The organism is Aeromicrobium sp. 636, assembly GCF_024433585.1.
Taxonomy (GTDB): domain Bacteria; phylum Actinomycetota; class Actinomycetes; order Propionibacteriales; family Nocardioidaceae; genus Aeromicrobium; species Aeromicrobium senzhongii.
In genome coordinates, this window is the sequence record NZ_WNJU01000002.1 from 547007 (window position 1) to 570827 (window position 23821).

23 protein-coding genes are annotated in these 23821 nt (G+C 70.9%); 12 read left to right on the forward strand and 11 right to left on the reverse strand.

What is annotated here, in order from left to right; all coding sequences use genetic code 11:
- Nucleotides 1-79: 79 nt before the first annotated feature.
- Nucleotides 80-571, forward strand: a complete 492-nt coding sequence (locus GL325_RS09270) for a hypothetical protein (protein WP_187769347.1) — start codon at nucleotides 80-82, stop codon at nucleotides 569-571.
- A gap of 3 nt (nucleotides 572-574) precedes the next feature.
- On the opposite strand, the gene ald is transcribed toward GL325_RS09270, so the two are convergent.
- Entirely contained in the window at nucleotides 575-1705 is a 1131-nt protein-coding gene (ald, locus tag GL325_RS09275; protein ID WP_187769348.1) for an alanine dehydrogenase, read from the reverse strand.
- A gap of 172 nt (nucleotides 1706-1877) precedes the next feature.
- On the opposite strand from ald, the gene GL325_RS09280 reads away from it, so the two are divergent.
- From GL325_RS09280 to GL325_RS09305, 6 genes are all read left to right on the forward strand, one after another.
- Nucleotides 1878-3656, forward strand: a complete 1779-nt coding sequence (locus tag GL325_RS09280; protein WP_255499505.1) for an AAA family ATPase — start codon at nucleotides 1878-1880, stop codon at nucleotides 3654-3656.
- Nucleotides 3592-4605: a LuxR C-terminal-related transcriptional regulator gene (locus GL325_RS15980; RefSeq protein WP_223111096.1), complete on the forward strand. Its 1014-nt coding sequence runs from the start codon at nucleotides 3592-3594 to the stop codon at nucleotides 4603-4605. Before GL325_RS09280 ends, GL325_RS15980 begins: the two co-directional genes overlap by 65 nt.
- A gap of 132 nt (nucleotides 4606-4737) precedes the next feature.
- Entirely contained in the window at nucleotides 4738-5619 is an 882-nt protein-coding gene (locus tag GL325_RS09290; RefSeq protein ID WP_187769349.1) for an ABC transporter ATP-binding protein, read from the forward strand.
- Nucleotides 5612-6376, forward strand: coding sequence for an ABC transporter permease (locus GL325_RS09295; protein ID WP_255499452.1), 765 nt, complete (start codon nucleotides 5612-5614; stop codon nucleotides 6374-6376). Before GL325_RS09290 ends, GL325_RS09295 begins: the two co-directional genes overlap by 8 nt.
- Nucleotides 6373-7218: a protein kinase gene (locus tag GL325_RS09300; protein ID WP_154596789.1), complete on the forward strand. Its 846-nt coding sequence runs from the start codon at nucleotides 6373-6375 to the stop codon at nucleotides 7216-7218. The genes GL325_RS09295 and GL325_RS09300 overlap by 4 nt, the downstream gene beginning before the upstream one ends.
- 11 nt (nucleotides 7219-7229) lie before the next feature.
- Nucleotides 7230-8069 (forward strand): alpha/beta fold hydrolase, encoded by an 840-nt coding sequence (locus GL325_RS09305; RefSeq protein ID WP_187769350.1) that lies wholly within the window; start codon nucleotides 7230-7232, stop codon nucleotides 8067-8069.
- Here GL325_RS09305 and GL325_RS09310 read toward each other — a convergent pair.
- From GL325_RS09310 to GL325_RS09330, 5 genes are read right to left on the reverse strand one after another with little or no spacing between them, the layout of a single operon-like run.
- A complete protein-coding gene (locus GL325_RS09310) occupies nucleotides 8038-9336 on the reverse strand; it encodes a glutaminase (protein ID WP_187769351.1) in 1299 nt (432 codons plus the stop codon). The genes GL325_RS09305 and GL325_RS09310 overlap by 32 nt on opposite strands.
- A gap of 11 nt (nucleotides 9337-9347) precedes the next feature.
- A complete protein-coding gene (locus tag GL325_RS09315) occupies nucleotides 9348-9740 on the reverse strand; it encodes a GNAT family N-acetyltransferase (RefSeq protein WP_187769352.1) in 393 nt (130 codons plus the stop codon).
- Entirely contained in the window at nucleotides 9737-9982 is a 246-nt protein-coding gene (locus GL325_RS09320; protein WP_154596793.1) for a (4Fe-4S)-binding protein, read from the reverse strand. Before GL325_RS09320 ends, GL325_RS09315 begins: the two co-directional genes overlap by 4 nt.
- Nucleotide 9983: 1 nt before the next feature.
- Nucleotides 9984-10295, reverse strand: a complete 312-nt coding sequence (locus GL325_RS09325; protein ID WP_187769353.1) for a GNAT family N-acetyltransferase — start codon at nucleotides 10293-10295, stop codon at nucleotides 9984-9986.
- Nucleotides 10296-10320: 25 nt separating this feature from the next.
- On the reverse strand, nucleotides 10321-10674 hold the full coding sequence (locus GL325_RS09330; protein WP_187769354.1) for a nuclear transport factor 2 family protein: 354 nt from the start codon (nucleotides 10672-10674) through the stop codon (nucleotides 10321-10323).
- Nucleotides 10675-10732: 58 nt separating this feature from the next.
- Between GL325_RS09330 and GL325_RS09335 the strand changes: the two genes are divergently transcribed.
- Together GL325_RS09335 and GL325_RS09340 are read left to right on the forward strand one after the other, a co-directional pair.
- Complete coding sequence (locus GL325_RS09335) at nucleotides 10733-11248, forward strand: MarR family winged helix-turn-helix transcriptional regulator (RefSeq protein WP_187769355.1); 516 nt, start codon at nucleotides 10733-10735, stop codon at nucleotides 11246-11248.
- 111 nt (nucleotides 11249-11359) lie between these two features.
- Nucleotides 11360-12016, forward strand: coding sequence for an NAD(P)H-binding protein (locus GL325_RS09340; protein ID WP_187769356.1), 657 nt, complete (start codon nucleotides 11360-11362; stop codon nucleotides 12014-12016).
- 35 nt (nucleotides 12017-12051) lie between these two features.
- Here GL325_RS09340 and GL325_RS09345 read toward each other — a convergent pair whose 3' ends face one another.
- Entirely contained in the window at nucleotides 12052-12198 is a 147-nt protein-coding gene (locus GL325_RS09345; protein WP_187769357.1) for a hypothetical protein, read from the reverse strand.
- Between the two features lie 145 nt (nucleotides 12199-12343).
- Between GL325_RS09345 and GL325_RS09350 the strand changes: the two genes are divergently transcribed.
- On the forward strand, nucleotides 12344-15094 hold the full coding sequence (locus tag GL325_RS09350; RefSeq protein ID WP_223111098.1) for a LuxR family transcriptional regulator: 2751 nt from the start codon (nucleotides 12344-12346) through the stop codon (nucleotides 15092-15094).
- 126 nt (nucleotides 15095-15220) lie between these two features.
- Here the strand turns inward: GL325_RS09350 and GL325_RS09355 are convergent, their stop codons facing one another.
- Nucleotides 15221-16999 carry a thiamine pyrophosphate-requiring protein gene (locus GL325_RS09355; protein WP_187769359.1) on the reverse strand — a complete coding sequence of 593 codons (1779 nt, stop codon included), beginning with the start codon at nucleotides 16997-16999 and terminating at the stop codon, nucleotides 15221-15223.
- An 84-nt stretch (nucleotides 17000-17083) separates the two neighbouring features.
- On the opposite strand from GL325_RS09355, the gene GL325_RS09360 reads away from it, so the two are divergent.
- Together GL325_RS09360 and GL325_RS09365 are read left to right on the forward strand one after the other, a co-directional pair.
- Entirely contained in the window at nucleotides 17084-17728 is a 645-nt protein-coding gene (locus tag GL325_RS09360) for a TetR/AcrR family transcriptional regulator (RefSeq protein ID WP_187769360.1), read from the forward strand.
- A gap of 53 nt (nucleotides 17729-17781) precedes the next feature.
- The gene (locus GL325_RS09365; protein WP_187769361.1) at nucleotides 17782-19479 is read left to right on the forward strand and encodes an NAD(P)/FAD-dependent oxidoreductase; all 1698 of its coding nucleotides are present in this window, start codon (nucleotides 17782-17784) and stop codon (nucleotides 19477-19479) included.
- A gap of 10 nt (nucleotides 19480-19489) precedes the next feature.
- Here the strand turns inward: GL325_RS09365 and GL325_RS09370 are convergent, their stop codons facing one another.
- From GL325_RS09370 to GL325_RS09380, 3 genes are all read right to left on the reverse strand, one after another.
- Entirely contained in the window at nucleotides 19490-20035 is a 546-nt protein-coding gene (locus GL325_RS09370; protein WP_187769362.1) for a TetR/AcrR family transcriptional regulator, read from the reverse strand.
- Nucleotides 20032-22014 (reverse strand): MFS transporter, encoded by a 1983-nt coding sequence (locus GL325_RS09375; protein ID WP_187769363.1) that lies wholly within the window; start codon nucleotides 22012-22014, stop codon nucleotides 20032-20034. The genes GL325_RS09370 and GL325_RS09375 overlap by 4 nt, the downstream gene beginning before the upstream one ends.
- 71 nt (nucleotides 22015-22085) lie before the next feature.
- Nucleotides 22086-23759 (reverse strand): AarF/ABC1/UbiB kinase family protein, encoded by a 1674-nt coding sequence (locus GL325_RS09380; protein ID WP_154596804.1) that lies wholly within the window; start codon nucleotides 23757-23759, stop codon nucleotides 22086-22088.
- Between the last annotated feature and the right edge of the window lie 62 nt (nucleotides 23760-23821).

Sequence of the window (23821 nt, forward strand, 5' to 3'; positions counted from 1 at the left end):
GCGTGTATCCGTGCGGGCCGCGCCGCCTCCCTGAGAGCGCCGGCCAACCCGGCCGCCTCGTACTCCAGGAGGATCTCCCATGGCCACTGCATCCGACCTCGTCCGGGCCCTTGCCCGCGGTCGCGTCACCCTGTCGGACTTCGACAGGCTCGAGTTCATCGCCACTCTCGACGAGCGCGTGTTCGAGCTCGTCGGGGGCGGACCCCAAGGTCTGCGCACGGGACGTCTCAGCCGCGTCGCTCTCAACCCCCAGCCCCTCCCGCCCGCCGAGTCCGGCCGGCTCCTGCTGGCGCTGATGGCGCGCGGCATCATCATCGTCAGCGGCCGTGACGAGGGAGCCCAGCGTGCTTTCCTCGAGGACATCGAGGACTGGTGCGGCACCGGCTGGCCCCGTCGGTGGCCGCGTCCCAAGCCCGGGACGTTCCCGGACCCGCGCCAGGAGCTCGATCCGTCGGTGCTGCTCGGTGGGGCGCTGGCAGCGGCCGAGCTGGCCGCGAGCTACCCCGCCGGGGAGATGCAGGATCTCTTCGAGAAGGCGGCCGACCAACTGACCGAGGCGGCGCTGCGCTGACTCTCAGACCGAGGCAAGCACCGTGTCGACGTCCGTCGACGTCAGCCCGACGGCTGCGGCCACGGCGGCGTTGGTCAGCTCGCCGGCGTACGTGTTGAGTCCTTGGGCCAGGCCGGCATCGGCGCGCATCGCGTCGACCCAGCCGTGCCCGGCCAGCGCGATCGTGTAGGGCAGGGTCGCGTTGGTCAGGGCGTAGGTCGAGGTGTTCGGGACGGCTCCGGGCATGTTCGCGACGCAGTAGAACGTCGAGTCGTGGACCGGGAAGGTCGGGTGCGCGTGGGTGGTCGGGCGTGAGTCCTCGAAGCACCCGCCCTGGTCGATCGCGATGTCGACGAGGACCGATCCGGGCTTCATCCGCGACACCAGCTCGTTGCCGACCAGCTTCGGGGCGGCGGCGCCGGGCACCAGCACCGCGCCGATCACGAGGTCGGCCTCGAGCACCTGTTGCTCGATCGCCAGCTCGGACGAGGCGAGGCCGTGCACGCGGTTGTCATAGCGCCAGAAGCTCATCCGCAGCTTGTCCAGATCGGTGTCGAGGATGGTCACGTCGGCGCCCATTCCGAGGGCGATGTTGGCGGCGTTCTGGCCCGAGACCCCGGCTCCGATGATGACGACCTTCGCATTGGCCACTCCGCCGACCCCGCCGAGCAGGACTCCCCGGCCGCCCTGGGCCTTCATCAGGGAGTGGGCCCCGACCTGCGGCGCGAGGCAGCCCGCCACCTCGCTCATGGGATAGAGCAACGGCAGGCGGCCGGCGGCGTCCGTGACCGTCTCGTAGGCCACGGCGGTGACCCGCCGTGCGAGCAGCTCCTCGGTCAACAGCCGGTCGGCAGCCAGATGCAGGTAGGTGAAGAGCGCCTGGCCCTCGCGGATGCGGTGGTACTCCTCGGGCACGGGCTCCTTGACCTTCAGCACCAGGTCGACGCCGCCATCGGTGCCCCACGCCGACTCCGCGTCGGGGACGGTCGTGGCGCCGGCCGCGACGAAGTCGTCGTCGCTGATCGTCGATCCGGCGCCGGCACCGGCCTGGACGACCACCTCGTGCCCTCGGCTCGTGAGCTCGCGCACGCCCAGCGGGGTGATCGCCACCCGGTACTCGTGGTTCTTGATCTCTTGAGGAACACCGATCTTCACGGCCGCGGCCTTTCGTCGTCATGTGACTCAAACCACACGCTACGCCGAAGGTCGCCGAGGGGCCGCGTCAACGCTCGCCGACCTCGACACACGCCGGCCGATCGACGCTACACTGCCCGGAACGAGGGCCGACTGCTCCACCTGATGGAGGGAGACGACACTGATCGACCTCCTGAGCAGACGCGCCGAATGTGAGGCGATCGAGCAGCTGTTGTCCGAGGCACGAGCCGGGCGGAGCCGCACGCTCGTGCTGCGGGGAGAGGCCGGGATCGGCAAGACGACGATCCTGAAACGGGCCCGAGACACCGCGGAGCCCGACGTCCGCGTGGTGTTCGCGGCCGCGGCCGAGTCCGAGGCCCAGTTCGCGTTCGCCGGGCTGCACCAGCTCTGCGCGCCGCTGCTGGAGTTCGCGGGTGTCCTGTCGCCGCCCCAGCAGGAAGCGCTCCACGTCGCGCTCGGCGTGCGAGGCGGTGCCGCTCCCGACCGGTTCCTCGTCGGACTGGCCGCCCTGAACCTGCTGTCCGAGGTCGCCGATGCGGGGCCACTGTTGTGCATCGTCGACGACACCCAGTGGCTGGACCAGGCGTCGGCGCAGGTCCTGGCCTTCGTGGCGCGAAGGCTGGCCGCCGAGCGGGTGGCATTGCTCTTCGCGCGCAGGGAGCCCCACGACGGTGACGACCCGTTCACCGGCTTGCCGGAGCGGCGTCTCGAGGGGCTCGACGAGGAGGAAGCCCGGATTCTCCTGGCCAGGTCCGGCCATGCGGCGCTGGACACCCGCGTCCGCGACCAGATCATCGCCGAGGCGCGGGGCAATCCTCTCGCGCTGATGGAGCTTCCCCGCAGTGCGCGACCCGAGGGGCTGGCCGGAGGGTTCGGGCTGCCGCACGCGCTGAGCGTCCCGCGGCGGATCGAGGACAGCTTCCGGCGACGCTCGAGCGACCTTCCTGCGGCGACGCAGGAGCTCCTGCTGATCGCGGCGGCCGAGCCGACGGGCGACGTCGCACTGCTGGAGCGCGCCGCCGCGCAGCTGGACATCGACTGCGGAGCGGCCGACGCCGCGGAGGCCGCCGGGCTGCTGGAGATCGACACGCGGGTGCGGTTCTCCCATCCGCTGGTGCGATCGGCGGTTTACCAGGCTGCTGCGCCGCCGGACCACCGTCGGGTGCATCGTGCGCTGGCCACCGCCACCGATCGCTCCGACCCCGATCGCCGCGCCTGGCACCGTGCGCAGTCGGTGATGGGTGTCGACGAGAGCGTCGCGGCCGAGCTCGAGGCCTCGGCCGGCCGGGCGCGCGCCCGTGGCGGGCTCGCCGCTGCCGCGGCGTTCCTGCAGCGGGCGGTCGAGCTGACGCCGGACCCCGCATTCCGCGCGAGACGCGCACTGGACGCCGCCTTGGCCATGCACGAGGCGGGGATGTCCTCCGCCGCTCTGCAGCTGTTGGACATCGCCGAGGCCGGACTCCTCGACACGCTGCAGTGCGCCCGGGCCCAGTTGATGCGTGCCCAGATCGGCTTCCACCTGAAGCGTGGCAGCGACATGGCCGCGATGCTCCTGGACGCCGCCAGGACGCTCGCTCCACTCGACACTGCCATGTCCCGCGAGACCTACCTGGACGCGATGGATGCGGCCATCGTCGCGGGGGTCCACCGGCTCCGGCGGGGGAGTGCGGGAGGTGGCCGAGGCGGCCCTGGCCGCGCCGCCCTCGCCGGCGCCGCCTCGCCCGGCCGACCTGCTGCTCGACGGGTTGGTGACGCGGTTCACGACGGGATACGACGCCAGTGTGCCGATGCTGCGTCGGGCGCTGGAGGCGTTCCGGGAGCACGAGCCACATGCGGAGTACGTGGCGGACGACCACCGGTGGCTCTGGCTCGCGGGTCGGACCGCGGTGTCGCTCTTCGACGACGAGATGCTCCACGAGCTGGCGGAACGTCACGTGCGATTCGCCCGTGAGTCCGGGGCGCTGGCCGCCCTCCCCGGTGCCCTGTTCGTCCAGTTGATCGGCCTGGTGCTCTCGGGCGAGCTCGCCCGCGCCGAGCTCGCGACCCAGCAGACCGCGATCACGACGTCCATCACCGCTGCGCCCCTGCGCCACGCCCAGCTCGTGCTGGCGGCCTGGCGCGGCCGTCCCGACGAGACCCTGGAGATCGCCGCGACCCTCGAACGAGAGTCCGCCGGGACCGGGAAGCGCACCGAGACCGTCCTTTCCCAGTACGCCATGGCGGTCCTGCACAACGGTCTCGGCAACTACGCCCGGGCGCAGGAGGCGGGCACGCGGGCGATCGGATCCGCTGCGTGGGCGTACAACAACCTCGCTCACTCCGAGCTCATCGAGGCCGCCTGCCGGGCCGGTCAGCCAGAGCGCGTGGCCGATGTGCTGGAGGAGCTCTGCTCGCGCGCTGCCGCGAGCGGCGCCCCCTGGGGACTCGGGCTGGCGGCGCGCTCCCGTGCGTTGGTGACCGACGGCGCGGCGGCCGAGAAGCACTACCTCGAGGCGATCGCGCATCTCGGGGGTGGCCGGCTGGCCAGTCACCTGGCGCGGGCTCACCTCGTCTACGGTGAGTGGCTCCGCCGCGAGGGCCGACGACAGGACGCACGCCAGCAGCTGCGGATCGCCCACGAGATGCTCACCGACATCGGTGCCGAGGCGTTCGCCGAACGCGCGGCCCGCGAACTGCGGACCACCGGTGAGCACCCCCGCAGCCGGACCGCCCAGCCGACCGATGCGCTCACGGCCCAGGAGCTGCACGTCGCGCGGCTCGTGGCGACCGGCGCGACGTCCCGCGAGGTCGGTGCGCAGCTGTTCCTGAGCCCGCGCACGATCGAGGCCCATCTGCGCAGCATCTACCGCAAGTTCGGCATCACCTCGCGCCGCCAGCTGCGCGAGATGCGACTGTCCTGACCACCTACGTAGGTCGGGACGCGGTGACGACCGTGACCCCATCAGGGACTTCTACCGACGCGACCGCGCACCCGACGGTGTGAGCCTGAGGGCACGCCCGCTGTCGGGACCCTCCACACGAAGAGATGCGCCATGGCCATCAGCCCAGTAGTCGTCGTCGACGACCTGTCCGTCACCTACGACGACTTCCCCGCCGTCAAGAGCCTCTCGTTGCAGGTCGAGCGGGGCGAGTTCTACGCCCTTCTCGGCACCAACGGGGCAGGGAAGACCTCGACCCTCGAGGTCATGGAAGGCCACCGCCAGCCGTCGTCCGGCAGCGTGCGGATCTTCGGTGAGAGCCCGACGAACCGGCGAGAGGTGCGCCCGCGAACCGGGATCATGCTCCAGGAGAGCGGCTTCTCGCCCGACCTGTCCGTGCGGGAGTCGGTGGGGCTGATCGGCTCGCTGAGTGGTCGGCGTGACGACGTCGCACGGGTCCTGGACATCTCCGGTCTCGCGCACCGGGCCACCACCCGGGTGTCCCAGCTCTCGGGCGGCGAGAAGCGCCGGCTGGACTTCGCCACCGCCGTGTACGGCGGACCCGAGCTGGTCATCCTGGACGAGCCGACGACGGGTCTGGACATCCAGTCGCGTGACGCACTCTGGGACGCGGTGGATCGATTGCGCGACCGGGGATCCACGATCGTGCTCACCACCCATTACCTGGAGGAGGCACAGCAACGCGCCGACCGCATCGGCATCATGCACCAAGGCACGTTGCGCCAGGAGGGAACGGTCGCCGAGCTGACCCAGGCCCTGCCGTCGGTGATCAGCTTCTCGCTCCCACCCGGCGTACCCGAGCCACCGGTCGACACCGTGCGGGTCGGCGGTGGGTTCCACGTCGAGACCTTCGCCCTGCAGAAGGACCTGTACCTCCTGCTCGCCTGGGCCGACGACGCCGGTGTGGAGCTGCAGGACCTGCAGGCCGCGCCGACGCGCCTCGACGACGTGTTCCGGGTGATCAGCCATGACTGACACGACCCGGCACGGTGCCATGAACCGGACCACGGGCGTGGTGGGGATCGCCCGCAGTGAGTTGGTCCAGGTCTTCCGGAACCGGCTGGTCCTGGTCTCGGGCCTGGTCATCCCGGTGGCGGTGAGCGCCACGTTCGTCTACCAGCACGAGACCCTCGCCGACCAGGCCAGCCTCGGGTACATCGCCGCGATCATGCTGTTCATCGTGATGGCCTTCGGGCTCTACACGACCGCGGTGACGACGTTGGCGTCGCGGCGACAGAACCTGTTCCTCAAGCGGCTGCGCTCCACCGCCGTCGGTGACGTCGACATCCTCATCGGGTTGCTCCTGCCGCTCACCGCCATCGCACTGGTCCAGACGGTCGTGATCCTGGCGGTGCTCGCCGCAGTGGCCGGTCCGCCGGCCGACGTCGCGGTCCTCGCCGTGGCGATCCTGGTCCTGACCGCCATGATGATCGCCCTCGCGCTGGCCACCACCGGACTGACGAACTCGCCGGAGCACGCGCAGGTGACCACCCTGCCGATCAGCCTGCTGCTGATCGGGGTCGCCAGTTGGGTCGGCCTGACGGGCACGAGCGAATTGACCACGATCAAGCAACTGCTCCCGGGCGGCGCGGTCACCGAGTTGGTCATGGGCGCCTGGAACGGTGGTCTCCCGCTGACCGACGCACTGCAGCTGTTGCTCCGGAGCGTGGGCTGGGTGGTCGTGGCCGTCGTCGCGGCGGGCCGGTTCTTCCGCTGGGAGCCGCGGCGATGAGTCCCACCCGCGTCCTTGACGGCCGCTACGAGATGGGGGGCGTCATCGGTCACGGTGGCATGGCAGCCGTCCACTGCGGTCGTGACATCCCCTCGGGCGACTGCGTCGCCATCAAGGTGCTCCGTCCGGACCTCGCCGAGGATCCGCGCTTCCGTTCCCGGTTCCGCAGCGAGGCCGAGACCATGGCCGGGCTGGACCATCCTGCGATCGTCTCGATCGTGGGCACCGGCTACGACGGAGGTGAGGACGCGGCGGACGCGGCACGAGTGCCGTTCATCGTCATGGAGCACGTCGCCGGCCGGTCCCTGCGCGAACTGATGCGGGCCGGCGGTGTGACCGTCGAGCAGGCGATCGAGTACCTGGTCGGGGTCCTCACGGCCTTGGAGTTCAGCCATCGGGCCGGTGTCGTCCACTGCGACATCAAGCCGGCCAACGTGATGGTCACGCCCGAAGGCGCCGTCAAGCTCGTGGACTTCGGGATCGCGCGGGCCAGTGGGGAACGGGCCGATGCGATCACCCAGACCTTGCAGTTCCTCGGAACGCCCGGCTACCTGTCGCCGGAGCAGGTCCGGGGCGAGCCCTTGGACGCCGCCAGCGACCTGTACTCGGCGGGATGCCTGCTCCACGAGCTGCTGACCGGTCGGCCGCCCTTCACCGGTGATCCGATCTCGGTCGCCTACCAACACGTCCACGAGGAGCCACCGGCGGCCGGCACGTCCGTCCCCGGCCTCGATGCCGTGCTCGCGAGGGCACTGGCCAAGACCCGCGGGGATCGATTCCCGAGCGCGCGAGCGTTCCGCGACGCCCTGCTGGCCACCACCGCACCGCAGTTCACCGAATGAAGGAACAGATCATGGGATTCATCACCGTCGGCACCGAGAACAGCACGCCGATCGAGCTCTACTACGAGGACCAGGGGACGGGGCAGCCCGTCGTGCTCATCCACGGCTACCCGCTGAACGGGCACAGCTGGGAGCGCCAGACCCGGGTGCTGCTCGAGGCGGGGTACCGGGTCATCACCTACGACCGCCGCGGCTTCGGGCAGTCGTCCAAGGTCGGGTCGGGCTACGACTACGACACCTTCGCCGCCGACCTGCACGTCGTGCTGCGAGCACTCGACCTGCGCGACGTCGTCCTGGTCGGCTTCTCGATGGGTACGGGCGAACTGGCCCGCTACGTGTCGACGTACGGGCCCGACCGGGTCGCGAAGCTCGCCTTCCTCGCCTCCTTGGAGCCCTACCTGGTCGAGGCCGACGACAACGCCGGGGGCGTGCCCCGCAAGGTCTTCGACGAGATCGAGCTGGCCGCGAAGAGCGACCGCTACGCCTGGTACACGGAGTTCTTCTCCGACTTCTACAACCTCGCCGAGACCTTCGGCAGCCGGATCAGCCAGGAGGCCGTGACCGCCAGCTGGAACGTCGCCGTCTCGAGCGCCCCGGTGGCCTCGTACGCGGTCGTGTCGTCGTGGATCGAGGACTTCCGGGAGGACGTCGACGTGGTCAGGCGCAGCGGCCTGCCGGCGCTGATCCTGCACGGCACCGCGGACAACATCCTGCCCATCGACGCGACGGCGCGCCGGTTCCGCCAGCTGCTCCCGGACGCCGAGTACCTCGAGATCGAGGGCGCGCCCCACGGGCTGCTCTGGACCCACGCCGACGAGGTCAACGCCGCGCTGGTCTCCTTCCTGGGCTGATCGGGCCGGCGAGGGCGTCCGTCACCGTCACACGGCCGCCCTCGCCCGGGTCGGGGTCCGGCAGGATCGAGTCGGGGTCGACGAGGTGGACGTCGTGACCGTCCAGCGTGAGGCGCCGCGCGACCTCCAGGATCATGCGCCGTGCCACGTCGTCGATCGAATGGACCAGCGTGAGGTCCAGTGCGACGGTGGTCTCGGGGAACACCTGGTCCGCCACTTCGCGCACGATCCGCTCGCCACCGGCGAAGCGGATCCCGCCCTGCAGCTGGATCACGCGAACGGCATCGGCGCCGGTGCCCATGGCGCGATGGGAGCGCACGACCGACGGAGCGGACGGCGGCGCCGCCATCACGTGCATGCCGGCGTCGGACGAGAAGCGCTCGAACAGCGACACCCCGCGCACGCTGTTGCCATGGACGTCCAGCCGGGGGGAGAAGGTCGCGATCCCGAGCTGGCCGGGCAGGGCGCCGATCAGGCCTCCGGCCACACCGCTCTTGGCCGGGATGCCGACCTGGGTGGCCCAGTCGCCCGCCGCGTCGTACATCCCGCAGGTGGCCATGACGCTCAGCACCTGACGCACGACGGGCTCGGCGACCACCTGCTCGCCCGACAGCGGGTTCACACCGCGGTTGGCCAACGTGGCGGCCATGATGCCCAGGTCCCGCGCGGTGACGAGCACGGAGCACTGGCGGACGTACCCGTCGACCACGGCTCGGGGATCCTCGGTGAGGATGCGGTGACTGCGCAGCATGTTCGCGATCGCCAGATTGCGCCAGGCCTCCTCCATCTCCGACGCGCACACCGCCTCGTCGACCGACAGAGGCCGACCGGCGAAGGCGGACAGGCCCTCGACCACCCGCGTCACCCGCCGTGCCGGGTCCAGGTCGGGTGAGCCGACCAGCGAGTGCGTCGTTATCGCGCCGGCGTTGATCATCGGATTGCGCGGGCGCCCGGTCTCGTCCTCGAGGGAGATCTCGTTGAACGCCTCGCCGGACGGCTCCACGCCGACCTTGGCCAGCACCGCGTCGAAGCCGCGGTCGGCCAGGGCCAGCGCGTAGGCGAACGGCTTGGAGATCGACTGGATCGTGAACTCGGTGTCGATGTCGCCGGCACCGTAGATCGTGCCGTCGAGCGTGGCGAAGACCGCGCCGAGGCGGTCGGGATCGGCTGCCGCGAGCTCGGGGATGTACCCCGCGGGCTCTCCTGAGACGTCGGCCTCGACGTCGGCGAGCGCCTCGGCCAGGTAGTCGGGGATCACCGAGCGCATGCCGCCGGTCCTCACGCGTCGCCGCGGACGGCGTGGGTGACGAGCGCGATGTCGTCGGGACGCGGCGAGCGGAAGACCCCACCGCGGGCGCTGTACTCGCTGCCGTGGTTCTGCAGGTGCCCGGCGAAGACCGGGCACACGGGCACGACCGTGATGCTCTTGCGGATGCTGTCGTCCAGCGCCTCGCGCACGAGCAGCCCGGCCAGCCCGCGCCCGCCGAACCTCTCGTCGACCTCGGTGTGGAAGAAGATCCGGGGGTGGCCCGCGCCGGGGGGATCGACGAAGTCGGCTCGGCCGACGGCCGAGCCGTCCTCGAGGCGCACCGTGTACGAGCCGATGGGGTCGCCGTTCTCGAGCGTGATCTGCACGGGTGTGCCCGTCGTGTCCGTCCGTGTCGTGGTCATGGGGTCGTCCTTCCGGGCGTGGGAGAGTCCTGGATGCGCAAGGCCCCGGACGGGCACCGCCCGACGACGCGACGCAGGGTCTCGGCGCGGTCCTCGGTGTCGGCGCGCCCGGGATCGATCCAGGGCCGGCTCGCCACGTCGAAGACCTCCGGCATGCCGCGGACGCACTCGGCGGCGTGGCGGCACAGGTCCCCGTCGAACGAGACCTCGACGATCGGACCGTCGTACGTCTTGCGGGTCATGTCAGTCCCCCGCCGTCGGCTCGGGGACGCCGTACACCATCGGCACGTACTCGCGATGACGTCCGATCCACCCCTTGAAGAACGGGCACAGCGGCATCACCTTGCGCTGTCCGTCGGCGCAGACGTCGTCCATCGCGAACCGGGCCAGCGCCGACCCGACGCCCAGGCCCTCGAACCGCGGGTCGACCTCGGTGTGGGTGAGGACGATCAGATCGTCGGTGCGGATGTACTCGGCGAAGCCGGCGGCCTCGCCACCGGCGCTCGCCTCGTAGCGCAGTCTGGCGGGGTCATGGACCACGTGGATCTCGGTCATGGGCTCGTCCTTCTCGGTGGGGTGCTCATGGGGTGTCGATGACCACGTACAGGGCGGCCACGTCGTGATCGCGGATGAACAGGACGTCTCGGCCGCTGGCCACGACAGGACCGTCGGGTGTGCCGAGCGACCAGGCGTAGGTGACCAGGTCCTGCGCCACCTGGATCGGTCCGGACCGGCGGAGCTCCGTGCCGGGCAACTGGGACTGCAGGGCGGCGATCGCCTGCTCCATGCCCTCGTGTCCGGTCAGGGTGCCCTGAGGCTCGCCGATGACCACGTCGGGGGCGTACACCGAGGCGATCGCCGTGAGCCGTTCCGGGCCCGCGGGGGAGTTCCAGGTGTCGAGGTGGGTCGTGACGATGGCTTCGATGCCGTTCATGCGGTGTCCTTCCTTTCCGGTTGCTTTGTCAAGCAAGTACCGGCTAGCGTCGTCATTCATGGTCGAACCACATGGGTCCGGTGAAGTCGTTCCTCTCTCGGCACGGGAGGAGGCGGCGTGGCGCGCGCTGACGCGGGCCGTCCTGGTGATCCCGCGGGTGATCGATGCTGACCTCATGCAGGACCAGGGCATCGGCGGCACGGAGTACGTGGTCCTGATGACGCTCTCGGAGGCCCCGGAGGGCTCGATGCGCATGAGCCAGCTGGCGAGTCACGTCGCGATCTCGGTGAGCGGCCTCAGTCGGGTCGTGGGTCGCCTCGAGCGCGAACGCCTCGTGGAGCGGTCGCGCTCCGCCGATGACGGTCGGGGTCAGGTCGCCCGCATCACGCCGGCCGGACTGCGATGCCTGGAGGCGGCGTGGCCCGTCCATCTCGCCAGCGTCCGCCGGCGGGTGATGGACCATCTGCAGGGCGTGGACCTGGAGGCGTTCGCCACCGCGATGGAGCAGATCGCCGAGCCCGCGGTCGACTCGACGGGCCGGCGCCGAGCGCGGGGGCCGGTCGCTCGGCCGTGACTCGCGGTGGTCCATCGTCGCCCCCGTCCCCGCAATGTGCTTGCACAAGCAAGTATTCGGGGTGAGAGAGTGAGAGTCAAGAGCACCACCGCATCGGGAGGAGCTGGCCGCATGAAGGTCTTCATCATCGGAGTGACCGGAGCCGTCGGGGGACTCGTGGCGGAACGGTTGGTGGCGCGCGGAGTCACCGTCGCCGGTCTCGTGCGTCGAGAGGAACAGCGCGAGCGACTGGCTTCCCGATCGGTGGACACGCAGGTCGGCGACCTCGCCGATCTGTCGGAGGACCAACTGGCGACGATGCTCGCGGAGTCGGACGTCGTGGTCTACACCGCCGGGTCCAACGCCGGGGCCACCGAGGTCACCGATGCCATCGACGGTGCCGGGGTGGTGAAGGCGCTGGCTGCTGCCGGCGCGGTGGATGCGCGGTTCGTGCTGGTGTCGGTGCTTCCCGAGTCGTGGCGCGAGCGCGACCTCGACGCGGAGGTCGAGCACTACTTCGCGGTGAAGAAGGAGACGGACGTCGCCGTGAGCCGCGCCAGTAGCGACTGGGTCATCATCCGGCCCTCGCTCCTGCTGGACGAGCCGGGACGCGGCACCGTCTCGCTCGGACCGGCCGAGCTCCACGACGAGATCCCGCGCGAGGACGTCGCGGACACCCTCGTCGAAGTGATCCTCGAGCCCCGGATCAACCGGCAGATCCTCGAGCTGAACACCGGTCCGACGCCGATTCCGGAAGCGGTGCGGGGGAACGTCCACGAACTCAGCTGACGACGCACTCCGCGCGCCGCAGGTTGGCGATCAGCTCATCGCGGCTGCCCGTCGGCGCTGCGGGTCTTCGACACCAACGCCGTCGGCATCGTGCGGGTGACGGAGGCCGCCCTGCCGCTGTTGCGCAGGTCCACCCACGCGGTGGTCGTGACGGTGGCGACCATCGGCGCCGACGGCCCCATCGGGACCCTGCGAGACGAGTCCGGAGTACTGCCCTGGTGATCGCGAATGCCGGTGATGCCCACCATGCCCCACCGCTGTCCGCTATGTTCACCACCACCACCACGGCGGAGCGCGCCACCTGGTCGATGGGCACCGAGAACTGAGGTGACGACACTGACTGATCTCCTGGGGAGACGAGGAGAGCGCGACGCGGTCGAGCAGCTCCTGGCCGCGGCGCGGGCCGGACGCAGCGGCAGCCTCGTGGTGTGCGGGGAGGCCGGCATCGGCAAGACCGCGATCCTCGAGCTGGCCCGCGACCTCGGCGCTGCGCAGTTCCAGGTGGTGTCCGCGAGCGGTGTGGAGTCCGAGACCGAGTTCGCGTTCGCGGGGCTGCACCAGATGTGTGCTCCACTGCTGCACCACGCGGACATCCTCTCCGACCCGCAGCGCGAGGCGCTCCTCGTGGCCCTCGGGCGGCAGACCGGCTCCGCCCCCGACCTGTTCCTGGTCGGTCTCGCCGTCCTCAACCTCTGGTCCGATGCCGCGGACGAGCAGCCGCTGCTGTGCGTCGTCGACGACGTGCAGTGGTTCGACCAGGCCTCGGCCCAGGTCCTGGCCTTCGTGGCGCGTCGGTTGTCCGCCGAGCGAGTGGCGTTGCTGTTCGGCCGCCGCGAGACCGAAGGGGACCATCACGATCCCTTCCGGGGTCTGGCGGAGATCCACGTGGGACGGCTCTCCGATCCGGAGTCGCGCCAGCTCCTGGAGACGGTCACCAACGTGACGATGGACAAGAGCGTGCGCGATCAGATCATCGCGGAGTCGCGCGGCAATCCGCTGGCCTTGCTGGAGCTGCCCCGCAGCGCGCGACCCGAGCGGCTGGCCGGAGGCTATGCCTTGCCGTACGTCGCGGGTGTCCCGCGGCGCATCGAGGACAGCTTCCGGAGACGCTCCCGGGACCTTCCTCCCGACACGCAGGAGCTGCTGCTGATCGCGGCGGCCGAGCCCACCGGCGATCCGGCGCTGCTGGAGCGCGCCGCGGCCCGGTTGGATCTCGACGTCCAGGCAGCGGTGGCAGCCGAATCGGCCGGACTGTTGGAGATCGGCCCGGCCCGGGTGCGATTCGCCCATCCGCTCGTTCGATCGGCGGTGTACCAGGCGGCGAACCCCCAGGACCATCGACGGGTGCATCGAGCGTTGGCCGAGGCCACCGTGGCGTCCGATCCCGATCGCCGCGCCTGGCACCGTGCGCAGGCGGTGCAGGGGGTCGACGAGCAGGTCGCGGCCGAGCTCGAGGTGTCGGCCGTTCGCGCTCGATCCCGGGGTGGCTTGGCGGCGGCCGCGGCGTTCTTGCAGGGCGCGGCCGAGCTGACGCCGGATCCTGTGCTGCGCGCGAAGCGTTCGCTCGCCGCGGCACTCGCCAAGTACGAGGCCGGATCGTTCGACGAGGCCCGGCGACTGATCGAGGTTGCCGTCGGCGTCAACCTGGAACCTCTCGACGGCGCTCGCGCCGTTCTTCTGCGCACCCGGATGGACTACCAGGAGGCCCGGCACAGCAGCCCGCCCAAGGCGTTGTTGGCGGTCGCCGCAGGGCTGGCTCCTCTCGACCCGGTGCTCTCCCGCGAGACGTACCTCGACGCGTTGGACGGAGCGATCGTCACCGGTGGTGTGGAACCTGGATGGGGCCCGCGGGTCGCGGCCGAGGCGGCGTTGAATGCTCCACCTGCGCCGACGCCACCGCAGCCGGCGGACCTGCTGCTCGACGGGCTGACGACCATGTACACGCAAGGCTACGAAGCCAGCGTCCCCGAGCTCCGCAGGGCACTGGATGCGATGGTCGCGCTCGAGCCGTGTGCCGATCTGGACGGCAGCCGCCGCTGGCTGGGGTTGGCCAGCCGGACGGCCATAGCGTTGTTCGACGACGACCTCGTCAACGCGCTGGCCGACCGGCACGTGGCGCTCGCCCGCGAGGCGGGCGCGCTGGCGACGTTGCCGACTGCCCTGCTCATCCAGTCGCTCATGGCGGTGCTCTCCGGTGATCTGGCCCGCGCCGAACTGGTGGCGGGCCAGACCTCGATCCTGGCGCCGTCGCGAGCTCTGCCGCAGCTGCACGCCCATCTGATCCTCGCCGCGTGGCGCGGGGCCACCGAGGAGGCGTCCGAGCTCCGAGCGAGCGTGGAGCGAGGGTCCGAAGGCCCAGCCCAGCGCACCGAGCGCCTCATGACCACGTACGCCATGTCGGTACTGCACAACGGCCACGGAGACTATGCGGCGGCACTCGAGGTGGCATTGCAGTCCTTCCAGGCCTCCGAGCTGTCCCACGGCAGTCTGCCCCACACCGAGCTCGTCGAGGCCGCGTGCCGCCAGGGCCGGCCAGAGCTCGCCGCCGAGGCGCTGGCTGAGCTCACCGCGCGCGCTCAGGCCAGCGGCACCTCGTGGGGCCTGGGGTTGGCGGCTCGCTCGCGGGCGCTCGTCAGCAGCGGGTCGGAGGCCGAGGCGCTCTATCGAGAGGCGATCGAGCACCTGGCCAAGCCGCGGACGGCCGGCCACCTCGCTCGCGCCCATCTGCTCTACGGGGAGTGGCTGCGTCGGGAGGGTCGCCGTCAGGACGCGCGCGAGCAGCTGCGCACGGCTCACAGGATGCTCGCGGAGATGGGTGCCGCGGGGTTCGCCGAGCGGGCCGCGCGCGAGTTGCGGGCCACGGGCGAGCACCCGCGCCGGCGCGACGCCCAGGCGGCGGATGCGCTCACCGAGCAGGAGCTTCAGGTCGCCCGACTCGTGGCCACGGGAGCGACCTCGAAGGAGGTCGGTGCTGCGCTGTTCCTCAGCCCGCGCACGATCGAGGCTCATCTGCGCAACATCTTCCGCAAGCTCGGCATCACCTCCCGCCGTCAGCTCAAGCAGATGTGGCTTCTCTGACCCGACGCCGGGCCGACAGGCCCGCCCGCTGCGACGGTCTACGTAGGGCATCGTGGCCGCGCGAGGACGTCATGACGAGCCTGCGCCTGCGCGAGGACAACGTCAGCGAGCCATGAGTCACCGGCCTCAGTCCGCCTCCTGCGCGGCCTGCTGGTCGAGCAGGGCGCGCGCGTGCGCGGCGTCCTCCTCCTGGTCCAGGGCGCGGTGGAAGCTCTCGAGCTTCTCCTCGCCGCCGGGGAACGGTGGCAGCAGCGGCACGTCGGGGTCGACGATCGCCTCGATCACGACCGGCCGGTCCGCCGAGAGGGCCCGGTCCCACGCCGCGTCGACGTCCTCGGGGCGCTCGACCCGGATCCCGGTGAGGCCCAGCAGGTCGGCGTAGCCCGCGTAGGGGAAGTCCGGCAGCGACTGGCTGACGTCGTAGCGGGGGTCGCCCTCGGTCTCGCGCTGCTCCCACGTCACCTCGGCGAGGTCGCCGTTGTTGAGCACCAGGACGACGAAGCGGGGGTCGGTCCAGTCCCGCCAGCGCGAGGCGACGGTGACGAGCTCGGCGATGCCGTTCATCTGCATCGCGCCGTCGCCGACGAGCGCGACGACGGGCCGGTCGGGAGCGGACAGCTTGGCGGCCAGGCCGTAGGGCAGGCCTGAGCCCATCGAGGCCAGGGTGGACGACAGGTGCGCCGGGACTCCCGGGGGCAGGGTCAGGTGCCGGGCGTACCAGTAGACGACCGAACCCACGTCGACGCTGACCTGCGCGTCGGACGGCAGCCGGGGCGTGAGGGCGCGGACCACGAGCTCGGGGCTGAGCGGTACGGCGTCAGCGTGTGCTCGTTCCTCGGCGATGCGGTGCCAGCGTTCGACCTGCTCGACCACCTCGGTCCGCCACGTGGTGTCCGGCTTCTCCTTCAGCAGCGGCAACAGCGCGGTGAGCGTCTCGGTGGTGTCTCCGACCAGGCCCACCTCCACCGGGTAGCGGTTGCCCAGGTGTCGCCCGTCGATGTCGATCTGCACCGCCCGGGCCTGACCGGGCGCGGGATAGAACTCGGTCCACGGGTCGTTGGTGCCGATCATCAGCAGCGTGTCGCACTGGTCCATCAGCCATCCGGAGGCGGTGGTGCCGAGATGACCCATGACGCCGCAACTGATCGGCAGGGTCTCGTCCCACCACGGCTTGCCCAGCAGGCTCGTCGTGACGCCGGCGCCGAGCCGCTCGGCCACGGTGCGCACGAGGTCACCCGCGTCGCGGGCGCCCTGACCCACGAGGAGGGCGACCCGCTCGCCGGAGTTCAGCACCTCGGCGGCCTCGGCCAGATCGCTGTCGGCGGGGATCACGCGAGGCGGCCGCCATTGCGGCGTGGTGGGCACGACCCCGTGCTCGTGCGGGGGGACCTCGGGGGCCGGTGCGACCTGCACGTCGTGCGGCAGGATGACCACGCACGGCGAGCGGGTCGCCAAGGCCGTCCTGAAGGCCCGGTCCAGGACCATCCCCGCCTGCTCGGGCGCGAGCACGGCCTGGACGTACTGCGCCGCGACGTCCTTGAACAGGGCGCTCAGGTCGATCTCCTGCTGGTACTCCGCACCGAGCGCTGTGGTGGGCTGCTGGCCGACGATGGCGACGACGGGCTGGTGGTCGAGCTTGGCGTCGTACAACCCGTTGAGCAGGTGCACGGCGCCCGGACCCTGGGTGCTGATCATGACGCCCACGCCGCCGGTGTACTTCGCGTGGCCGACCGCCATGAGCGCGGCGTTCTCCTCGTGCCGCGCCTGGACGAACGCCGGATCGCCCCCGGCGCGGCGCAGGGCGCCCATGAGGCCGTTGATCCCGTCGCCGGAGTACCCGAAGGTGCGGTGCACGCCCCAGGCGCGCAGTCGCTCGACCACCAGATCTGCGACCAGTCGCTCCATGGTTCTCCCTCTCCGTCGGACGTGGTTCCCGTCCTGTACCCGCTATCCCCGCTGACAAACGAGCCGCGGTCCTAGGGTGGTGGCGTGAGCGAGCCCGAGCAGTCCGCCGCGGCGCGGGGATTGCGCCGCAGGGAGCGCACGCGCGCCCTGTTGCTCGACGCGGCCGAGTTCCTGGTCTCGCAGCGCGCACCCGAGGAGATCCGGATCGAGGACGTCGCCGCGCAGGCGGGGGTCTCGCCGGCCTCGGTGTACGTGCACTTCGGGACGAAGGACGGGCTGCTGGCCGCAGTGACGGAGCGGGTCCTGGGCGTCGCGACGGATGCCCTGCGTGCGGCCTACGCGGCCGACACGTCCCCGCTCGAGCGGTTCGCCGGTGTCGGCGTGGCCTACCTGCGGCTGCTGCTCGACCACCCGGTGGTCGTGAAGTACCTGACTGCCACGGGGGAGCGCGGTCCGACGACGGCCGTCGAGACCCAGGTCGTCGAGCGGTTCGGCGAGCTCCGGCGTGAGTTCGAGCAGAGCATCCGCGAAGCCGTCGAGAGCGGAGCGATCCGCCGCGTCGATCCCGAGTTGATGTCGTTCTTCCTGTTCGGTTCATGGAACGGTGTCGCCGCGCTGGCGCTGCGCCGCGACGCGTTGGTGTTGGCGCCCGAGCGCGTGGAGACCGCCGTGATCGAGGCCGGACTCGTCCTGCTCGAGGGCCTCATCGTGCAGCCGTCGGACGCGTGAGACGTGGTTAACTGGAGTCCGACTCCAGATCACCCCTCGAAAGCGATTCACCCATGACGCAGACCGCCACGCCCTCGACCGAGGCTCCCGAGTCCGGTCCCGAGACCTGGGACGCGATCGTCGTGGGCGCGGGGCCCGGCGGCCTGACGACCGCGGCGTACCTCGCGGCGAACGGCACGAAGGTGCTGGTGCTGGAGGCGAACCAGGTCGTCGGAGGCAGCACGCAGGTCTTCCGTCGCGCCGGCAACAAGTTCGAGTTCGACGTCGGTACCCACTACGTGGGGGAGTGCGGTCCCGGCGGTCGGATGCAGACGGCGTTGTCCGGTCTGGCGCTGACCGAGCGCATCAAGTGGCTGCGCCAGAACCCCGAGGGCCACTGCCGGATCATGGTTCCGGGCACGACGTTCCACACGCCGACGGGGTGGGACACGTACCTCGAGCGGCTGATCGCGGCGTTCCCCGAGGAGGAGAAGGGGCTGCGCCGGTGCGTGCGGATCCTGCGGATCATCTCGGCGGGGGAGGAGCCGCGGCTGAAGCCGTGGATGCTGCTGCGCTGGGGACTGCGCCCGATCACCAAGCTGATGGACGCCTGCGGGCTCAGCGCCGACGCCCAGGCCGTGATCCTCGCGGAGAACGGCGACTACACGTGGCCGCCGTACCGCACGCCCGCGGTCATGCACGGCGGCCTGCTGCACCACTACCTGCAGGACGGCGCCTACTACCCGCGCGGGGGCGGCCAGGTGATCGGCGCGCACCTGACCGACGTGATCCAGTCCTACGGCGGGACGGTCCGCACCAAGTCGCGCGTCGAGCGCATCCTCATCGAGGACGGCCGAGCCGTCGGGGTCCGCCTGCGCGGCGGCGAGGAGTTCCGCTCCGACGTCGTCGTGGCAGCGGGCGACTACAAGCTGACCTGGACCGAGCTGGTCGGTGACGAGCACCTGACGCGGAAGCTCCGCAAGCGCCTGGCGAACCTGGAGATGACGCAGCCGATGTTCGCGGTCTACGTCGCACTCGACGTCGACCTGCGCGAGCGCGACACCCCTCCGCTGGCGTGGGTGTGGCCGAACAACGACGTCGACGGTTACTACCGCGAGGTCGAGGCGGGCCGCTGCCCCGAGCAGATGCCCGTGGGCATCAGCTGCCCCACGGCGAAGGATCCGGAGGGCACGCACTCGGCGCCTCCGGGCTACTCGACGCTCGAGCTGGTCAGCTGGGCGCCCAAGGAGCACGCGTTCTGGAACGTCGACGCCGACCCGATGGACGGCGCCGAGTACGGACGCGACGAGGAGTACCGCCGGCTCAAGGACGAGCTCACCGAGCGCGTGCTGGACACGGCCTCGCTGATGATCCCCGACCTGCGCGAGCGGATGGTGTTCTGCGAGGCGTCCACCCCGATGACGCAGGAGCGCTTCACCCTGACGTCGGACGGTTCCTGCTACGGCATCGCGCCGCTGCTCAAGAACCTCGGCCCCTTCCGCCCGAAGGTCACGACGCACATCCCGGGCCTGTTCCTGGGCGGGGCCAGTACCGAGTTCATGTTCGGCATCAACGCCACGATCTGGGGCGGCATGAAGACGGCGGGCGTGATCCTGGGCCGCGACCTCGAGCAGGAGGTCAAGGACGGCGCGGTCTTCGTCGACGAGGCGAAGCTGACCGAGATCACCGAGGACTGGGACCCGCTGCTGGCCTCGAAGCCCGGCTCGGTGATCCGCCGCGCCGCGCGCCGCCGACCTCGCGCGAACGCCTGACGACGGAGGGCTACGCGCCGTCGAGAAGTCGTTGGACGACCGGACCGTAGACGGCCTCGACGGCGTCGAGCTCGGCGAGCAGGACGGGCGACTCGAAGAATCGCAGGGTCGTCGCCAAGCCCATCAGGGCGGCGACGGCGAGCTCGGCACGCAGCTCCGGTCGAGGGCCGTCGAGAACCTCGGCGAGCGGTGTGACGTAGCCGTGCAGGAACTGCGTCCGCACGGACTGGGGATCGGGGGCGTTCACGCGCAGCATGATGGCCCGGCCGAGGTGCTCCAGATCTCCGCGCCGCTGGCGGTCGACCAGTTCGGCGACGAGCGCCGTCCCGAGTGCGGAGACGGGAACGTCCGGCAACTCCGGTGCGGCGATCGTTGCCGTGCGGTGGAACAGCTGCTCCTTGCTGCCGGCCACCTTCATGACGAGCGAGGGAGAGGTGCCGGCCAGCGCCGCGATCTCGCGGATCGTCACCTCGCCGAAGCCCTTGCGCGCGAAGAGGTCGCCCGCCGCACGCCACACCGCGGCCCTCAGCTCGGCCGGATCGGTGGGAGCGGTCATGCGAGGGGGGTCCCCAAGGTGAGGTCCGCGGTGCGGTTGGCCTCCCAGACGGTGACCGGGCGAGCGCCGGTCGCTCCGGTGTCGCAGATGGCGCTGAGCACGTAGCGCCCGTTCGGCGGACGTGGCACCGCGTACCGCCCCTCGTGGTCGGTGCGGGTCGAGGTCACGACCTCGCCCGCGTGATGGGTCAGGATCACGAGCACCCCCTCGATCGGGACGCCGTCCGCGTCGGTGATCGTGCCCTCGAGGGTGAGTCGATCGCGCAGCACCAGGGGCGGCAGTCCGGTCTCCACGTCGACGGTGACGATGCGCGAGCGCGGCTGCCAGCCATCGGCGGACGTCACGATGAAGTAGTCACCGTGGCCGGGCACGGCCACCGCGACCTGCCCTTCCGAATCGGCGTGGCCCCAGTCGACGGCCGCACCCTCCATGGTCAGGACCGTCACGACGGCGTTGCGCACGGGGCGGGCGTTCGCGTCGACGACCTTGCCATGCACCACGCAGTTGGGACGGCTGGAGGTCGCGGTCCCGGAACGATCCGCCTCGGGTGCGAAGTCCTGCATCCCCAGGGTCGGGAAGAGGACGGCCGCGCCGACCAGCGCCGCAGCCGCGGCGAGCCAGAACAGCAGCCTGATCGCGCCTTCGCTCGTCGCCTCCTCGCCGACGATCGTCACGACGGACGCGGAGGTGACCGCGGCGACGATGGCGCTGGCGCTCGTGGTGCCGATCGACCGCAGCAACACGTTGAGTCCGTTGGCCGAAGCCGTCTCGGTGACCGGCACGGCGCGCATGATCATCGTCGGCAACGCGCCGTAGACCATCGCGGTGCCGACGCCGACCGCGACCGATCCGATCACGACCTGGGCGAGGTCGTCGCTGAGGAACACGCGTGCGGCATAGGCGACACCCATGAGGAGCGCGCCCGACAACGCCGTCACCTGCGGCCCGAAGCGCCGCGTGAGCCAGGCCGAGACGGGTGCCATGAGGCCGAAGGCGGCCGCGTTGGGGACCATCCACCAACCGGTCTCGAGGATCCCGAGCCCCAGCCCGTAGCCGCTGGCCTCGGGCATCTGCAGCAGCTGGGTCGTGAGCAGCATGTTGGCGAACATCGCGAACCCGACGAGCACGGAGGCGGAGTTCACCAGGACGACGGAACGTCGGGAGGAGACGCGCAGGTCGACCAGGGGGCTCGGCGTCCGCAGCTCGACCGGGACCCAGATCGCGAGCAGCACGCCGCCGCCGGCGACCAGACCCAGCGTCGTCGGCGAGCTCCAGCCCCAGTGCGAGCCCTTGGAGAGCGCCAGCATGAGGGCGGTGAGGGCGGCCGACAGCAGCAGGGCGCCGCGGAAGTCGAAGCTGCCTCGGGTGCGGACGGGGGACTCGGGCAGCACCACCATGGCCGCGATGAGCAGGGCGATCCCGACCGCGCCGGTCGCCCAGAAGATCGCGTGCCAGTCCAGGTGCTCGGAGATGAGGCCGGACAGGGGGAGTCCCACGCCGGCGCCGATCGCGAGCGTGGCACTCATGAGCGCCACGCCGAGCGGGATGCGTTCACGCGGCAACTCGTCACGCATGATCGCGATGCCGACCGGGACGACCGCCATGCCGACGCCCTGCAGTGCCCGAGCGACGATCAGCAGCACCAGGTCCTCGCTGAAGGCACCGAGGATCGATCCGAGGACCGAGATCGCCAGGGTCAGGACCATCATCCGGCGCTTGCCGTACATGTCGGCCAGGCGCGTCACGGTCGGGGTGGCGATCGCGCCCGTCAGGAGAGTCGCGGTCACGAGCCACGAGGTGCTGTCTGCCGAGGCGTCCAGGAGGTCGGGAAGCATCGGCAGCAGCGGCAGCAGGAGCGTCTGCTGCAACGAGACGACGATGCCGCACAGCGACAGGGTCGCCACGATGAGCGCGGCGCTGCGCCTCGGTGCTTCCGGCGGCTGGGCGATGGTGGTCGGGGAGGACGTCGAGACAGTCACGGGATCCGTTCGGGGCTGGGGCGTGAACGTTTGTTCACGGCCAGTCAATCAGGTTCCCGCGCTCCGCGCGATCAGCTCGGCCGCGGGGGTCCGGCCGTGCGGTCCGTGCGCGCGACCTTGCGGTCCGTCATGACGATCCAGGCCGCCATGGCGATGCCGCCGCAGACGGCGAACAGGAAGAAGAGCATCGCGAGGCCCGGGTAGCCCAGCACCGTCCAGCTCGACGGCACGCGCATCATCAGGGCGGCACCCAAGATGGTGGCCGCGATGATGATGCCGAGCGTGACGCGGTTGGCGACCCGCTGGATCACGGTGTGGAGTCGCTGCTCGTCGATCGCGTCGACCTTGACGCGGAACTCGCCGTCGGCGAGCGAGTCCATGATGCGGTTCGCGCGCTCGGGCAGGTGCTCCACGAAGTTCTTCGACTCGATGGCGGCGGCAACGATGCCGCCGGGCGACATCTTCAGGCCGGCGGCCGAGATGTCGGTCGCGTTCTCGCGGATGGCGTCGGTGGGCGAGAAGCCGGGATCCAGGTGCGAGGTGGCCTGGTCGAGGTTCAGCAACGCCTTGCCCACCATCGACATCTCGGCCGGCGGGCGCAGCCCGTGCGCGCCGGACACCCGGCTGAGATCGACCAGCACGGCGCCGACCGCGACGTCCGCGCCGCTGGCGATCGCCTCGGAGACCAGGTGGGCGACGTCGCTGCGGAACGGGCCGGCCTCGAACGAGTCGAGTGGGTGGCCCATGGCGGCCAGGATCGACGAGGTCTCCTCGCCGTCCCCGTCGCTGATGGCCAGCAGCAGCTTGATGATGTCGTGCTGGATGCGTGGGGGGACCGAGGCCGTCATGCCGAGGTCGAGCAGGGCCAGGCGTCCGTCGGGGGTGAGCAGCAGGTTGCCCGGGTGCGGGTCGGCGTGCAGCACCCCGGCGTCGAGGATCATGTGCAGGTACGCGCTGAAGAGCTGCTCGACGATCGGGCGGGCGTCGACGTCGGTGAGTCCCAGTGGGCCGATGTCGGTGACCTTGCGGCCCTCGACGAAGTCCATCGTCAGGATCTTCGAGGTCGTGTACGGCTCGACCGGCTGCGGCACGACGAGCAGGTCGTACGGGGCGGTCAGCTCGCCGAAGGTGACCAGGTTGCGGGCCTCGCGGCGGTAGTCCAGCTCGCCGGCGAGCGAGCGGCGGAACTGGTCGAGCAGCTGACCGAAGCCGAAGCTGCGCCCGATCTCGGTCCGGCGGTCGGCCAGGCGCGCCAGGCGACCCAGCACCTTCATGTCCTCGCGCACGAGCTCGCGAACGTGAGGTCGCTGCACCTTCACGACGACCTCGCGCCCGTTGCGCAGGACCGCGCGGTGGACCTGGCCGAGCGACGCCGCGGCGAGGGGCTTGACGTCGAAGTCGCTGAACCGCTCCTTGAGCGTGGCGCCGAGCTCGGTCTCGACGACCTCACGCACGGTGTCGAAGTCGATCGGCTCGACCTCGTCCTGCAGCCGCTCCAGCGCGGTCGTGTACGACGCGGGCAGCAGGTCGAACCGCGTCGAGAGCAGCTGGCCGAGCTTGATGAAGGTCGGCCCCATCTTCTCCAGGTCGTCCGCGAACGCCTGCGCGCGCTCGGCGTCGCCGAGCGGCGTCTCGTCGTCGATGTCGAACTCGTCGAGCTGGGTTCCGGACAGCAGGTCGGAGCGTCCGTAGCGGCGAACCAGGCGGGCCAACGCGACATAGCGGTTGTCGTGCAGATTCGTCATGGCGCAAGCATGCCGGTCCCGGGCGCGCCATGGGGTGTCCCACCCGAACCCTGCTCGCCGGG